Source organism: Bremerella sp. JC817, assembly GCF_040718835.1.
Taxonomy (GTDB): domain Bacteria; phylum Planctomycetota; class Planctomycetia; order Pirellulales; family Pirellulaceae; genus Bremerella.
Map to the genome: position 1 here is coordinate 409788 of NZ_JBFEFG010000274.1, position 15420 is coordinate 425207.

At 57.5% G+C, this 15420-nt stretch carries 10 protein-coding genes; 9 read left to right on the plus strand and 1 reads right to left on the minus strand.

The annotated features are described in order from the left end of the window. The first annotated feature begins 151 nt into the window (after window positions 1–151). From AB1L30_RS15855 to AB1L30_RS15890, 8 genes are all read left to right on the plus strand, one after another. Window positions 152–1462 carry a beta-ketoacyl-[acyl-carrier-protein] synthase family protein gene (locus tag AB1L30_RS15855; protein ID WP_367014398.1) on the plus strand — a complete coding sequence of 437 codons (1311 nt, stop codon included), beginning with the start codon at window positions 152–154 and terminating at the stop codon, window positions 1460–1462. Window positions 1463–1644: 182 nt separating this feature from the next. After that, window positions 1645–2850 carry an ATP-binding cassette domain-containing protein gene (locus AB1L30_RS15860; protein WP_367014399.1) on the plus strand — a complete coding sequence of 402 codons (1206 nt, stop codon included), beginning with the start codon at window positions 1645–1647 and terminating at the stop codon, window positions 2848–2850. A 127-nt stretch (window positions 2851–2977) separates the two neighbouring features. Next, window positions 2978–4195 carry a transcription termination factor NusA gene (gene nusA / locus AB1L30_RS15865; protein WP_345086395.1) on the plus strand — a complete coding sequence of 406 codons (1218 nt, stop codon included), beginning with the start codon at window positions 2978–2980 and terminating at the stop codon, window positions 4193–4195. Window positions 4196–4455: 260 nt separating this feature from the next. Next, window positions 4456–7365 (plus strand): translation initiation factor IF-2, encoded by a 2910-nt coding sequence (gene infB, locus AB1L30_RS15870; protein ID WP_367014400.1) that lies wholly within the window; start codon window positions 4456–4458, stop codon window positions 7363–7365. Between the two features lie 45 nt (window positions 7366–7410). Then, window positions 7411–7839 (plus strand): 30S ribosome-binding factor RbfA, encoded by a 429-nt coding sequence (gene rbfA / locus AB1L30_RS15875; RefSeq protein WP_367014401.1) that lies wholly within the window; start codon window positions 7411–7413, stop codon window positions 7837–7839. A 65-nt stretch (window positions 7840–7904) separates the two neighbouring features. Further along, complete coding sequence (locus AB1L30_RS15880; RefSeq protein WP_367014402.1) at window positions 7905–8819, plus strand: hypothetical protein; 915 nt, start codon at window positions 7905–7907, stop codon at window positions 8817–8819. Between the two features lie 153 nt (window positions 8820–8972). Then, the gene (locus AB1L30_RS15885) at window positions 8973–11213 is read left to right on the plus strand and encodes a tetratricopeptide repeat protein (RefSeq protein ID WP_367014403.1); all 2241 of its coding nucleotides are present in this window, start codon (window positions 8973–8975) and stop codon (window positions 11211–11213) included. A gap of 104 nt (window positions 11214–11317) precedes the next feature. Then, window positions 11318–12067 (plus strand): YebC/PmpR family DNA-binding transcriptional regulator, encoded by a 750-nt coding sequence (locus tag AB1L30_RS15890; RefSeq protein ID WP_367014404.1) that lies wholly within the window; start codon window positions 11318–11320, stop codon window positions 12065–12067. Here AB1L30_RS15890 and AB1L30_RS15895 read toward each other — a convergent pair. After that, entirely contained in the window at window positions 12064–12384 is a 321-nt protein-coding gene (locus tag AB1L30_RS15895) for a Rieske (2Fe-2S) protein (RefSeq protein ID WP_345086407.1), read from the minus strand. The genes AB1L30_RS15890 and AB1L30_RS15895 overlap by 4 nt on opposite strands. A 130-nt stretch (window positions 12385–12514) precedes the next feature. On the opposite strand from AB1L30_RS15895, the gene AB1L30_RS15900 reads away from it, so the two are divergent. Further along, window positions 12515–15331 (plus strand): tetratricopeptide repeat protein, encoded by a 2817-nt coding sequence (locus AB1L30_RS15900; protein ID WP_367014405.1) that lies wholly within the window; start codon window positions 12515–12517, stop codon window positions 15329–15331. The last annotated feature ends 89 nt before the right edge of the window (window positions 15332–15420 follow it).

Genomic DNA, 15420 nt, shown 5'->3' on the forward strand with positions numbered 1-15420 from the left:
TTAGGGCCGTTGCGGGCACCTCTACCGTTCGGGTAACTGCGGGTGGCTCCCATCGACAGTCCCGCCCTGGTGTCCTAAAATTTTGGGTCACCATTAAGAATTCCCAGCACCAAGGGCAGCCTAATGCTGCCAGGTGTCGATAGGCGTACGAATGCAATCGCGACGAGTAGTCATTACCGGCATGGGCCAGATCAGTCCTCTTGGGATGGACCTGGAATCCTTTACCAACGCTTTCGACTCAGGCACTTCTGGCATCCGCAAGATTGAGAGCCTGCCCGGCGAAGCATTGCCGTCTCCGTATGCCGGAGAAGCACGTGAATTCACCGGCAACATTGCCGACTTCGGCGATGTGGACAAGAACGCCATGCGTTCGATCCGCAAGAACCTGAAGGTCATGTGTCGCGAAATCCAGATGGGTGTGGCCGCCGCTCAGCGCGCCCTCCAGCATGGCGGCCTGGCCAGCGGCAGCTTCGATCCGGAACGTTGTGGTGTGATTTACGGCTCGGACTACATGATGACCCTGCCCGAAGAGTTCGACAAAGCGACCGCCGCGTGCATCAACGATGCTGGCGAATTCGACTTTGAGGTCTGGGCTGAAAAGGGCCTGCCCGAAGTCAATCCGCTGTGGTTGCTTAAATACCTGCCGAACATGCCTGCCAGCCATATCGCGATTTTCAACGATATGCGCGGCCCCAACAACTCGATTACGCTTCGCGAGGCCTCGGCCGGCGCTGCCCTGGGCGAAGCGATGATGACCATCGCCCGCGGCCATGCCGACGTGATCGTCGCTGGCTCGACCGGCACCCGGGTGCACGAAACACGCACCTGCCACTCGTATTTGCAGGATCCAATCGCCAAGGGAACGGACGAATCGTGCGGCAAATGCCTGCCATTTGACCTGAATCGCAAGGGAATGATCATCGGCGAAGGGGCAGGGGCGTTGCTGCTGGAATCGCTGGAGCATGCCGAAGCCCGCGGCGCTAAGATCCTGGGGGAAGTCATCGGCCAATCGATCTGCACCGGCTGGAACGCCGATCGCAGCCCGAATCGCCCAGCCGCCATCGTCAATGCAATGAACATGGTCTGCCGCGACGCAGGGATCGGTGCCAGCGATATTGGCCACATCAACGCCCATGGCCTGGGAAGTCAGCAGTCTGACTGGGATGAAGCGGAAGGACTGCGAGAATTTCTTGGCGATTCTGTAAAAACCGTGCCCGTGGTCGCGATGAAGAGCTATTTTGGTAACCTCGGGGCAGGTAGTGGCGTCATAGAAGTAATTGGCAGCCTGCTGGCAATGCAAAAGAAGCAATTGCCAGGAACCCTTGGCTACAGCACTCCAGACCCGAAATGCGAGCTGAACATTCAGGCCGATTCGCAAGAAATCGCTGCGGACGGGGTGTTCGTCAGTTTGAACTTTAGCCCGCAAGGTCAGGCCTCGGCAATCGCGATTCGCGGCGTCTAAGTCGAGTGCCACCCCAGTTTTCAGGGGCCTGGCTAGCACTAGTGTTGGTTGACACTGACCGGTTCAGCCGATATCTTAGCGGGATTGTGACTGCCACTAAGTTCAGCGTGTAGGACGGCTTTCATTGCGAGAGCCGTTTTCCGTTTGGTAAACGAGCGTAGCGAAAGCGGCAGCAGGCAACCATGGCGAGAGTCGTTCTAAATCAAGTTAGCAAACGATTTTCCGACGCGGTCGCTGCTGTTTCCGAGCTGAATTTAGAGGTCGCCGACCGAGAGTTTCTCGTCCTGGTGGGTCCTAGTGGTTGTGGAAAAACGACCACCTTACGGATGATTGCCGGGCTAGAGGAAGTTTCGAGTGGTGAAATCACGATCGGAGACCGCGACGTAACCCACGTCTCGCCGAAAGATCGGGATATCGCGATGGTTTTTCAAAACTACGCGTTGTATCCCCATATGACGGTCAGACGGAATATGTCGTTCGGACTGCGGCTTCGCTACGGAGGGAATTTTATTTCCCGCATGTGGCGACATTGGAACGATGCCGAAAGCGCCGCCCGGCGTGACGAGCAGTTTCGACAGATCCCGCAACGTGTGGACCAGGTCGCTGGCACGCTGGGGATTAGCAAACTGCTGGACCGTTATCCACGGGAGCTTTCGGGTGGGGAACGCCAACGGGTAGCCCTGGGTCGTGCAATTGTACGAGAGCCAGCTGCCTTTTTGTTTGACGAACCCCTTTCAAATCTCGACGCCAAACTGCGGGTCGAGATGCGAAGAGAACTTAAAGAACTACACCGTCGCCTTGGTGCGACGATGATATATGTCACTCACGATCAGGTCGAAGCGATGACGCTCGGAGACCGGATCGCGGTGATGGATCAGGGAGTTCTGCAACAAGTTGGGCCACCGAGCGAGGTTTATCACAAACCCGCGAATCGGTTTGTGGCCGGCTTTTTGGGAACGCCTGGCATGAACTTGCTCGAGGGCAAGCTGGTTGAGGAGAATGGCCGACTCCAATTTCGCTCCGGCGGAATCGCATTGGAAATGTCAGCCAACCAGCGTCCCGAGTGGGAACCAAGCAGTTCGAGGACAATTGTCCTTGGCGTTCGACCGGAAGCGATCCTTTTAGCCGAGGAACCTTCCCCCGGTTGCCTCCCTGCGGGACGTGGCCAGGTCGAACTGGTCGAATCGCTGGGAGATGTGGCTTATGTCCATATTCGGCTCCCAGGCCTGCCAGACGCAGGGGACCAGGCACCGCGAATCACGGCGAAAGCCACGATTTCGGCAGATGGCCTGACCGATCGACCAACTCCGCTTGCCTTCCGCGAGGAAGGGCTGCATTGGTTCGATGGACAAACAGGTCTGCGTTTAGCGTCGGTTGGACGCAACTAAGATCGACTTACAATTTGGAAAACCGCGGTGCCCGGGACCGCAAGTAAGCCTGCCCAGGTGTCAGCAAGATTCGGCTCACGCCGACCATGACGCCCAGGCAGCACCTATCGTTGAAAGTGAAGGACTCATGAACCCGTCTGAAGTCTTGCGAATCGTTGACGCGATTCATCGGGACAAAAAGATCGACAAGGAAATCGTCTTCCAGGCGATCGAATCGGCATTGGTTTCTGCTTCGCGGAAGTACCATTCCGAGGACGCCGAGGTCGTGATCAATATCGATCGAAAAGACGGCACCATCAGCGGACACATCGACGGTGTACCGATGGACCCGGAAGAAACCGTGGGTCGAATCGGTGCGCAGACCGCCAAGCAAGTTATTATTCAGAAAATCCGTGAAGCGGAACGTGATGCGCTGCACGAAGAGTACGACGACCTGATCGGCCAGATGGTCAATGGCGTCGTGCACCGAGCCGAAGGGGGCGCGACGATCGTCACCCTCGACAATGTGGAAGCAATCCTCCCACGCAGCGAGCAAATCCCGGGCGAATCGTTCCATGCGAACGATCGTGTCCGTGCCGTGGTGTTCGAAGTGCGCAAACAGGGCAGCCGCGTGAAAGTGGTCCTGAGCCGTACCAACAAGCGATTCGTGGAACGTTTGTTCGAACAGGAAATCCCGGAAATCGCTGAAAACGTGATCGAAATCCGCAACATCAGTCGCGAGCCCGGCTACCGCAGCAAGGTAGCTGTCGACAGCTCCGACCAGCGCGTCGACTGTGTCGGGGCGTGCGTGGGTGTCCGCGGTAATCGCATCAAAAACATCGTGGATGAACTGGCCGGCGAACGCATTGATATCGTCCGCTGGAGTGAAAATCCGCAAGAACTGATCACTAACGCCCTGCAACCGGCGGAAGTCGAGGAAGTGATTCTGTGCCAGATGATGGGTCGTGCCATCGTCCTGGTGCGTGAAGATCAACTCTCGTTGGCCATCGGTCGTCGTGGGCAAAACGTTCGCCTGGCAAGCAAGCTGTGCGGATGGGATATCGAGATCATGCTCCGCGAAGAACTCGAAGAGCAGATCGACCGCGCCGTGACTGGCTTCAGCTCGATTGAAGGCATTACGGACGAAGTGGCCGAACAATTGGTCGGGGAAGGGTTCCTTTCTTACGACGACTTGTCGGTCATCGAAACCGATGCCCTCATGGAAATGGGGACTTACACGGAAGAACAATGCGAACAGATCCGCGATCTGGCTGAGCAAAAAGCTGAACAGGCCGAAAAGGCCATGGAGGCTGAACGCCGGCGAATCCGCGATGAAAAACCTAAAGATGGCGGCTCCGCCCAATGATCGAGCGGAGCCCTAATATCGTATCCCCTCGGCAGCGAGGCCTTTCCCGATGAGTTCCAACTAGCGAATCGAATCGGGCAAAAAGGCCGCACTGAAGTGCGTGCTGCCGGATTCGCCAGGTCGCGATCTTAACGATTAGCGAAATGGCTCGTGGTTGGCAAGATAATTGGCGGGACGTAGGATGATAGGTCCCGGTAACAGGTGTCTTCAGCGGTAAACACGCCGCCGACGCCCCAAGAAAACTCAGCAGGAAGGCCAAAGTGCCCATACGAATTTACGCGTTAGCTAAAGAACTCCAGGTAGATAGCAAGCAACTCGTCGACATCTGCAACCGCGCAGGCGTTACTGGGAAGGGGTCTGCACTTGCCAGCCTGGACGATGACGAACTGGTCAAAGTAAAGGCCTTTCTCAACAAAGACTCCGGGGGCGACGGCGGAAGCCGTGGCTCGCAAAGCCGTTCGTCGACTACAGACGAACCTCTTCGACCGGAGCGTCCCAGCCAGCCGGCCAAGCCTAGCAGAATTCGTACTCTGGGCGGCCCCGCCAAGCCTCGTTCACGCGAAGACGAGGAACAACCTGCCGACGAAGTCGAAGCTACCGATATGCCGGTTGCCACTGAAACCGAAGCTCCCTCGATCGATTCTCCCGACGAGGCCGCACCTGAAATCATCTCGGCCGAAGCACCTTCGGCGCCGGGCGACAGCCAGGATACTGCCGACGACGTCGAGCAGCCTTCCGAACAGTCGGCCGAATCCGATTCGCCCGCAGTCCAGCCGGTTCACAAGGACGCGCCGATCCGCGGCATCCGCCGTGGCGACTATATCGCCATCGGATCGCAGCGTAAGGTTCGCACCTTAGGTGGTGGCGGTGCCAAGAAGCAGGACGAAGATCGCGAAAAGCCCAAACCGAAGCCGAAGAAGGTTGGCCCGAGCGTAAAGATCGCCAAGCTTCCGACCGCACCTGCGCCGAAGCCTCAGGCCGAAACCAAAGAGCCTGCCGCTCAGAAGCCGATCATGCAGCTTCCCAAGGAAGCGATCAAAGGTGCCAAGAAGGGGCAGAAGGCTCCGCTCGAAGAATTCACCAAGCTTCACGAGAAGAAACGCAAATCGAAGGATCGCAAGTCGGTTGCTGAAATCGACGAGCCGACCGAATTGCGAGAAGACGACGATTCGGCCACCAAGGTTGCCCGCAAGAAGGGCAAGTCGACCGGTATGGCCGGAATGGCTGGTAGCCGTGATGCCCGTACCCAGGGTCGCAAGCGCACCAAGTCGATTTCGACAGATGTCGATAGCGATGACTTGCGACGCGGTCGCCGTCCGCGTCCACGTCGCGACAAGTCGAGCAGCAAGGTTTCGACCGCCGCTCCACGCAAGACCGACGTCGCCCTCGAGTTGCCTTGTTCGTTGCGAGAATTCTCGGAAGCCTCCGGTCTGCCAGTTCAAGCGGTGCAGCGTACTCTGATGAGCTATGGCCAGATGGTCACCATCAACGCCATGCTCGACGCCGAAACGGCCGAACTTTTGGCCGCAGAACATGGCATCGATCTCATTATCAAGACACCAGAGTCGATCGAAGACACGCTGATCGCCGAAATCGAAGACTTGGTCGACGATCCGGATCAACTCAGCGAACGTCCGCCGGTGGTTACCTTCCTTGGCCACGTCGACCATGGTAAGACCTCGTTGCTGGATAAGATCATCGGCCTGGACGTTGTCAGTGGCGAAGCGGGCGGTATCACCCAGCACATTCGAGCCTACATTGTCGACAAGGGCGAAAAGAAAATCGCCTTCGTCGATACTCCGGGCCACGAAGCATTTACGGAAATGCGTGCTCGTGGTGCCAACGTGACCGATATCGCTGTGCTGATCGTGGCCGCCGACGACGGTGTCATGCCGCAGACGGAAGAAGCCATCAGCCACGCTAAAGCCGCGAATGTGCCCATCATTGTTGCTCTCAACAAGATGGACGTTCCGGGTGCCAACCCAGAAAAAGCCCTGCAGCAGCTTTCGCAGCATGGCCTGTTGCCGGCCGAATGGGGTGGTGACGTTGAAGTGGTCAAAACCAGTGCCATGACCGGCGAAGGGGTCGATACCCTGCTGGAAACGATCCTGCTGACCTCGGAAATCCACGAGTACCAGGCCAACCCAAACCGCAACGCTGTGGGTGTCTGCCTGGAAGCCGAACAGGAATCGGACCGTGGTGTGTTGGCCAAGTTGATCGTCAACAATGGCTCGCTCAAAGTGGGCGACGTCATCGTCTGCGGTTCGACCTATGGCCGCGTCAAAGCGATGTACGACACGCTCAACCCACGTAAGCGTTTGGAAGTGGCTCCACCTTCCACGCCAGTCAACGTCACGGGCTTCGATGAAGCACCTGCCGCCGGCGAGAAGTTCTACGTGCTGGAAGATATCGCCGATGCTCGCGAGATCGCAGAAATGCGAGCCAGCCGCAGCCGCGAACAGCACCTCGGAGGTCATACCGTCAAGGTTTCGTTCGAGGACTTCCAGGCTCGTCTGCAGTCGGGCAACCTAGCTGGCGACGACGCCGGTATCGTTTATCTCAACATCATTCTGCGAGCCGACACGCGTGGTTCGATCGAAGCCATCCAGAAAGAACTGGACAAGCTCGATCACCCCGAAGTCAAGGTCCGCGTGATGCAGGCCACCGTCGGCGGTGTGACTGTTGCCGACGTGACGCTGGCTTCCGCTTCGGATGCCGTGATCGTCGCGTTCAACGTCATCCCAGACGAAGCTGCACGTAGCCTGGCCGATGATCGTGGCGTCGAAATTCGCCGCTACAACATCATCTACAAGGTGACCGAAGACATCAAGTTGCTGTTGGAAGGCCAACTACGACCAGAGTCTCGCATCACCGAACTGGGTCGCGCCCTGGTGCAGCGTACGTTCTCGATCAGCCGCATCGGTACCATCGCTGGTTGCCGTGTGCTGGGTGGGATCATCGAACGCAACTGCCGTATTCGGGTCAACCGAGATGGTCGTGGCATCGGCGAATATGGCTTGGACTCGCTCAAGCGTGAAAAGGACGATGTCAAGGAAGTCCGCGAAGGGTACGAGTGCGGTATCAAGCTCGTCGGCTTCAACGATATCAAGGATGGGGACATCCTCGAGGCATTCAAGGTCGAGGAATTCGCTCGAACCCTGGATAGCTAATCACCCCGTAACCTTGAACTGCCCCAGCAACGGGGAAAGGACCCTATGGCGTCTCGTCGAACTCTAAAAGCCGCATCTGCGATTCGGGAAGTTGTCAGCATGGCAATCCTGACGCAGCTGCGCGATCCCCGTGTTAAAGACGTAACCGTGACCAAGGTCGAAGTGTCCGGCGATATGCGTGCGGGCAAGGTCTACGTCTCGATCATGGGCGATGAAAAGAAGCAGCAGCAATGCCTGAACGGCCTTCGCCGTTCGGCAGGCTTCCTGCAGTCCTGCATCAAGGACCGTATCGATACCCGCTACATTCCCAAGCTCGAGTTTGAAATCGACAAGGGTGTGAAGCAAGCACTGGAAGTGAGTCGCATCCTGAAGGAAGTTCTGCCTCCCACGGACGATGAGGACGAATCGGAAGAGGTGCTGGCCGACGAAGATTGGGAACCGGAAGACGAGGACGAACAACCGTCCGCGGAATAATCCCAACGATCGAAACGCCGCTTAATACCCCGCCAACTACAACCAAAGAGACCTCATACACCGCCATGGCCGCCGCAAACCGAGCAAATGTCTTCACTGCTTGCCAGAAGATCGTCAAAAAGCATTACGAATCGGCAGGTCCCGACAAACGCTCGATCCTGGAACAATTAGTGTTTTCCGCCATTCTGGAAAACGCTCCACGAAAGGTTGCCGACGAGGCCTTTGAAACGCTGCAGAAAGAGTACTTCGATTGGAACGAAGTACGCGTGACCAGCGCCGCGGAACTGATGGAGTTGTTCCCCAAGCATCCTTCCGGCGATGCTGCGGCGGCTCGCGTGCGACTGGTGCTGCAAAATATCTTCGAGTCGATCTACGGCTATGACCTGGAAAGCCTCAAGAAAGGCAATCAGGGCAAGGCTGTCACCACAATTGAAAAGTATGGCGCCACACCATTCATGCTCGGCTACGTCACCCAGCATGCTCTCGGTGGGCATTCCATCCCGATCGACCGCAGCCTGCTCAACCTGATGTTTGTGCTGGGCGGCATCACCGATAAAGACCTGGAAAAGCAAACGATCCCTGGTATGGAACGGGCCATCCCGAAGACCAAGGGGGTCGAATTCTCGGACATGATTCACGAACTGGCCGTCGACTTCCAGATGGCTCCGTTCTCGAAGAAGATTCGCGACCTGCTGCTGGAAATTTCGCCGGATGCGAAGTCACGTTTCCCAAAGCGTGTCAGCGAAGAACCAGCGGTCGAAGCCGCGGCGGATGATTCAGCCTCGAAGAAGAGTGCTCCGAAAAAGGGGGCAACCAAAAAGGAAGCTCCAGCGACGAAGCCAGCCAAGAGCGCTGCTCCGAAGAAAGCCGCCAAGCCAGAGCCGGTCAAGAAGAAGACCACCACCAAGGCGACGCCCAAAAAGACCACCACCGCCCCGAAGAAGTCGTCGACCAAGATCACCAAGAAGAAGCCAAAGTAGTTTCTTTCTCCAGCCCTCGCGGCCAGATGTGGTACGATTCATCTTGGACCTTCTTTCCGGTCCAGGATAAAATTCAACGCGTTCCAGTGGGCGACTTCCGCCTGATCGGAACGCTTTGATTCACCCATCACTCGTCGCCCAGTTGAGGGTCCTATGATCGTTCGAACGCACCTTGGAATCGTCTTGGCTTCGGCCATCACTTTGCTCGGGTCGTTTCTGCCCGGCCTGTTGTTCGCGGCCGACAGTGCCTCGACCGAGACCAAGGAAAAGCCTCGTCAGAAAGACGAACTTCCGTTCTGGCAGTTGCCCGAAACCTTCGTTGAAGAACGCCCCCGCAACGAATCAGCCGAGAACCGTCTGCAACTTACCACGCTGCTGACCAAAGCCCGTCTGCAAGATCATCGCGGCGACGTGGCCGGCGCCCTGCAAACCTACCAGCGTGCCTATCGCCTCAGTCCTGGCTCGGCGAACATCCTGCAAGAGATCGTCCGGCTTGGCTTTCTGCTCCAGCGTAATGAAGTCGCTTCGCGCTATGCCGTGCTTCTTGCCCAAAATCAAACCGCCATGTCGGCCGACGCGCTCCAGCGTGTGGCTCAGTACTGCATTGAAGATGGTCAGGTCGAACAAGCGATCGAGCTCTATGAACGAGCCCTGGTGTTGCTGATCAAAGAAAACGCCCATCCGCAAGCGATGGGAATTCATTTCCGCCTGATGACCATCTACGAAGCGCATGGCGAGCCGAAGATGGCCGCGCGGCATGCCAACGACATCGCCCGCATGATCGAAGATCCCAAGAAGTTCGACCTGGACGAAGTGATCGAGCAGTTCACGCCTGGCGGCCTGCGTTCCACCTACGAACAACTCGGAACCGTTTACCTGGAAGCGGAGCAGCCCGACAAAGCAGCCAAGATGTTCGCTGCAGCGGAAAAGATGGAATCGAATCCAGCACGCCACCTGATTCACACCGCAGCGGTCGACGTAGCTCGCAAAGACTGGAAGGGTGCCCAGAAGGCGATCGACAAGTTCCTGGAAGATGACGATCAAACCGACTCTCAGCCCTATGAACTTCTGCGAAAGATCGCAGAGAATCAGGCCGAGTCGCCCGAAGCGGCCCGCGATCAGGTGATCGAGCGTCTTCAGAAGCTTCACGAAGCTTCGCCAGACTTCGCGCCGCTGGCCTATAACCTGGCCAGCCTCTATGCCGAAAAGCAGGCCTGGGATCAAGTCATCGAAACTGCGAGCCCGCTCGTTGAAGACGAACCCGATGCCAGCATACTGCCGGCTCTCTGCCAGGCCTACATCGAGAAGACCGACTGGTCGGCGTTCGTAACGCTGCTGGCCACTTCGCTCGATCAGACCTACGAACTCGACGTCGTTCAAGAGCCACTTGATAAGCTTCTAAAAAGCGAAGCCCAATGGTCGCAGTTGCAGGAAGCAATCGAAAAACTCGATCCAGCCAAGCTCTCGCTGAACGAGCGAATTGGCGTGGCTCGGCTGTATCAACTGGATGGCCAAGGGGAAACGGCATGGCCCTGGATTGAAGCGGCGCTGCCCGAACTCGACTCGCAAGAGAAGGCTCGCCTGCTGATGCAGTTCGGCTTACAGGCCTTCCGCGACGATCAGGAACCGGTCGCCGAGAAGGCGTTCCGCGCGGCGATCAAACTCGGCCTGCCGAAGTCGCAGACGTCGCTCTTCTACTTCTACCTGGCAACGACGCTGGAACTGCAAGGCAAGACGAGCGATGCCTTGCGGACGGCGAAGCGTGCCGCGCTGCTTGACGAACAGTCGGCCTTGCTACGCAGCCGCATTCCTTGGACGCTGAATCACGCCGGCCGTACCGAGGAAGCGGTCGAAGAGTATCGCACGCTGCTCAGCAAGTTCTCCGACGACTACGAGAACCGCCAGACTCGTCAAGTGATTCGAGACGCCAAGCGATTGCTTTCCAGCATTGCCAGCCAGAAGAAAGAGATCCCCGAAGCAACGACCTGGCTGGAAGAAGTGCTCGACGAGTTCCCCGGCGATACCGGAGCGATGAACGATCTCGGTTATCTCTGGATCGACAACGATATAAACCTGGGCCGGGGCTTCGATATGATTCAGAAGGCAGTCGCCGAGGAGCCAGACAACTACGCCTACCTCGACAGCCTTGGCTGGGCTTACTATCGTTTGGGCCGCTTCGAGCCTGCGATCGCTCAACTCCAAAAGGCCGCCGAACTCTCCGAAGGGGAAGATGGCACCGTGCTCGATCATCTCGGCGATGTCTACCTGGCTGCCGGCCAGAAGGGCAAGGCAATCGAGCAGTGGCAAAAGGCGGTCACTTCCTTGAAGGAAGCGGAAGAAGAAGACACCGCCACGCTGACAGCGGTGGAAGCCAAGCTGAAAGAACATCAGTAACACACCAGCGATTCGCCGTTCGCCTTGCCAGCGAGCTTTCCCACTTTGGATTCACCCCGTTGCCCAACCCAGGGCACCTCAGCGATTGACGAGAGATCGAGACGATGGCCGGACATTCCCACTGGGCGAATATCAAACGCAAAAAAGAAGCGGTCGACGCCAAGCGAGGCAAGATCTGGACCAAGTGCTCGAAAGCGATCACCGTGGCAGCTCAGCTAGGCGGCGGCGATCCTGCGGCAAATCCTCGCTTGCGGTTGGCGATTACCGACGCAAAGAGTGCCCGGATGCCGAACGACACCATCGATCGCGCGATCAAGAAGGGTACCGGAGAAGGGAAGGGGGATGCCTTCGAAGAGATCGTCTACGAAGGCTATGGTCCGGCCGGCGTTGCGGTGATGGTGGATGTACTGACCGACAACCGCAATCGAACCGCTCCCGAGCTACGCAAGCTTTTCGATACCCATGGCGGTAACCTCGGTGCCGCCGGCTGCGTAGCCTGGAACTTCGATCGCAAAGGGGTCTTTCATCTTCCGGCCGACAAGACCACCGAAGAGCAGCTGCTGGAAGTCGCCCTCGAAGCTGGCGCTGAAGATATCCAGCGCGAAGAAGAAAGCTTCCGTGTGACGTGTGAACCGGAAGTCTATTCCGACGTGCAAGAAGCATTAGAAGCGGCCGGAATCGAAGGCGAAAATTCGAGCGTTTCCCGGGTGCCGAAAGATGTGATCGAAGTCACCGGCGACGATGCCCGCAAACTGATGCATCTGCTCAGTACCCTCGACGACCATGACGACGTCCAAGATGTCTCGGCAAATTTCAGTATTCCTGATGCCGAGATGGCCGAGATCGATGGCTAGTTGGTCTTCTCGTTGACGCGGACCTGGATCTCGTCTTCGACGACGCGAACCTCGAAGCAATCGACTTTGATCTTCGGGTTATCGAGCCAGGCACCATCGCACAGTTGGAAGCCCCAAGCATGCCAGGGGCATACCACCACGCCATCTTCCAGCGGGCCAGAAGCGAGCGAAGCCCCCATATGCGGGCAAAAATCGTCGATGGCCTGGTACCCCTCGCCTGTGTTAAAGACGGCAACCGTGCGTCCTCCGACGTTAAAGGCCTGACCTTCTCCCTCGGGGATATCTCCAACTTTGGCGACGGTATGGAACTCGGACATGCGATCGACCTCTTGAGCCGGGCGAAAACCTTCGCTCTGATGGCTCCGTATAGCTAGAATAGGGACTGCACTGCATTCTAGATTTTTCCCTCTCGGCCGGACAGGGCAGAGCAGGGGAGGAGCCCTTCGCTTGACGATTCGCCAAATCACCATCCCGCTGCTGACGTTCTGCCTGGTTCTGCCTGCATGGGCGTCGTTCGCCGCTGACATCAGCGAACTGAAAACCAACCTTCAGCGCGGCCGCTATGCCGAACTGGTCGAACAAATCGGCGAGAAGCCGGCGTCGGCCCAAGAAGCTATCCTGCTTGCCCGCGGCCTCGATGCGTTAGGCAAACGAGACGAAGCCCTTGCCACCATCCAAGCCTTCTCCCCTGAAGATGCTCACCTTCTGGCAGAAGAAGCGCGTTTGCATTTCGAGCGAGGCGAACTTGACATGGCGGAAGCCGCCACCAAGAAAGCCATCGCCCTCGACGAGCAGCAAACACTCGCCCGCTGGCTGCTGGCCGAGTTAGCCAGAACGCGTGGCGACCTCGATACGGCCCAAAGCGGGTACGAGTGGTTCATCGACTATTACAACGACACCAACAAGTTCGATTCCGCCGAAGACCTCTTCTACATCGGTCAGGCCGCGGCTCAGTATGCCCGCTGGACACGGAACAGCGGGCAGTTCCAGTTTCTGGTAAACGATCTTTATCCCGAGGTGCTGGCCAAAGATCCGAACTACTGGCAAGCCGAGTTGGCCATGTCGCAGCTCTTCGCCGAGAAGTACAACCGAGGTGAAGCGGCCAAGCACTTGAACAAAGCAATCGCCATCAACGCGACCAGCGCCGACATACTAGCCCACAAAGGTGCCATCGAACTGGAAGGCTACCAGGTCGACGCCGCACTGCGGACTGCCAATTTGGCGCTAGAACTTCAGCCGCAGCATACCCGGGCGATGCAGATTGAAGGCAAAGCAAAGCTGACCGACTTTCGCCCGGAGGAAGCGATCCTCTTGCTCGATGAAGTCGTCAAGCGGAATCCGACCAATCAGAAGTCGCAAGGCTACCTCGCCGCGGCCATGTTGGCCGCCGATGGAAGTGAGCTGATCGATGCCGACTCCGGCGATCCAACACGGTTCGGCAAGCTGCTGAACGAGGTCGAAGCACAGCACAAGAACCTGGGCGAGTTTTATGCCGCCCTCGGGGAAGGCTGCGATATCGTCCGCAAATATCCCGACGCGGCTCGTTACATGCAGAAGGCCCGGGAAGCGATGCCGCAGTTGATTGGCGTTCACGGCGACCTCGGCATGGTGCTGATGCGGATGGGAGAAGAAGCGACCGCGAAGCAAGTGCTGGACGAAGCGTTCGCTGCCGATCCCTTCAATGTTCGCGTGAAGAATACCTTGGAAGTGCTCGATGTGCTGGCCAGTTACGAAACGATCGAGACCGATCACTTCATCATCCGCTTCGATCCTTCCAAAGATCGATTGCTGGCGGTCTACATGTCGCGGTTCCTGGAAGAGAACGTCTTCCCGAAGGTTTGCCAGGGACTGGGCTACACACCGAAAGGCAAGTCTTTGATTGAACTATTCAACCAGGCCAAGAACACCAGTGGGCATGGCTGGTTCAGCGCTCGCATGGTTGGCCTGCCGTATATTGGGACGGTGGGGGCATGTGCCGGCAAGATGATCGCGATGGCTTCGCCTGACTCGGTGCCGGAACCTTACAACTGGGCCCATGTCATTCGCCACGAGTTCGTCCACGTGGTGAATCTTCAGCAAACCGACTTTAACATTCCGCACTGGTTCACCGAGGCCCTCGCCGTCAGCTACGAGAGCGAACAGCGACCGCCGGAATGGAAGACCTTGCTCGCGCGGCGACTGGCCGAGGACCGCACCTTCAACCTCGATACGATCAACTATGGCTTCATCCGTCCCAGCGATCAGGATGACTGGACCATGGCGTACTGCCAGGCCTATTACTACTCGCGATTTATCCAGCAGCAATTCGGCGACGACGCCTTAGCCCGGATGCTGGCCGCTTACCGTAACTACCAGACCACCGATGTGATCCTCAGCGATCTGTTCAAGGTCGATAAAGCGGAGTTCGAGCAGCAGTATCTCGATTTTTTGAAACAGGAAGTCGAAGGGGTCAAACTGAATGTCAGTGCCGAGAAAACCTTCGCCGAACTCTATCAGGCGGCGCAGGATCATCCGGAAGATGCTCAAACCCAAGCCGAACTGGCCCACATCTATCTGAAGCGGAAGGCACTCCCCGATGCCCGCAAGTTTGCCCGTACCGCGCTGGAAGCCGATCCCGACAATCCTCTAGCCCACTACGTCGAAGGACGATTGTTTCTGACGATCGGCGATACGGAGAAAGCGATCGAGAAGTTTGAACTCGCTGCCGGCAGTCCCCAGTTCGAACGCAACTCGGTGGCACTTCTGGCCGGCCTTCGCTTAAAGCAGAAACGTTTTGACGATGCCTTGAAGCTGTACGAGCGCGGCGTGGCGGAAGAGCCTGGCGATCTCGATTGGCAGGAATCGATCTTGCGGATTCGCTTGATCCAGAAAGACAACGACGCCTTGATCGAGTTGATTCCGAAGATCGCTCTCCAAAAGCATCACGACCCGCTGCTGCGGAAGAAGATGGCCGAGATCATGATCCAACGCGAGTCGTGGGAAGAAGCGATCCGCTGGGCGTACGAAGCGATCGGGATTCGTGTCACCGATGCCGATGCCCATGCGTTATTGGCCCAGGCCTATCGCGGTCAGAAGAAGTGGGACCTGGCGGCTCGCGAGTTCGAGGTTGCTGGTCAGCTCCGACCAAAAACGGTATCGTGGTCGGTCGAAGCGGCCGAGCTTTATGCCAAGGCCGGAGACCAGGAGAAAGCCCAAGCGGTGGCCAAAAAGATCCTGGAACTTCACCCCGAAAACCAGGCCGCCCAGGCCATCCTCAACGACTAATCGAGAAACGCTATGACCTCGTCGGAAGAGAACTCGCAGGAAGCATCGTCCCAGAAGATAGAAGGGGACGTCGGCTTCCGCCAGCTTCA

Bases quoted from the DNA above. Each gene is read 5' to 3' on its own strand.
- AB1L30_RS15855 (WP_367014398.1), top strand. From the start codon at position 152: ATGCAATCGCGACGAGTAGTCATTACCGGCATGGGCCAGATCAGTCCT.
- AB1L30_RS15860 (WP_367014399.1), top strand. From the start codon at position 1,645: ATGGCGAGAGTCGTTCTAAATCAAGTTAGCAAACGATTTTCCGACGCG.
- nusA (WP_345086395.1), top strand. From the start codon at position 2,978: ATGAACCCGTCTGAAGTCTTGCGAATCGTTGACGCGATTCATCGGGAC.
- rbfA (WP_367014401.1), top strand. From the start codon at position 7,411: ATGGCGTCTCGTCGAACTCTAAAAGCCGCATCTGCGATTCGGGAAGTT.
- AB1L30_RS15880 (WP_367014402.1), top strand. From the start codon at position 7,905: ATGGCCGCCGCAAACCGAGCAAATGTCTTCACTGCTTGCCAGAAGATC.
- AB1L30_RS15885 (WP_367014403.1), top strand. From the start codon at position 8,973: ATGATCGTTCGAACGCACCTTGGAATCGTCTTGGCTTCGGCCATCACT.
- AB1L30_RS15890 (WP_367014404.1), top strand. From the start codon at position 11,318: ATGGCCGGACATTCCCACTGGGCGAATATCAAACGCAAAAAAGAAGCG.
- AB1L30_RS15895 (WP_345086407.1), bottom strand. From the start codon at position 12,384: ATGTCCGAGTTCCATACCGTCGCCAAAGTTGGAGATATCCCCGAGGGA.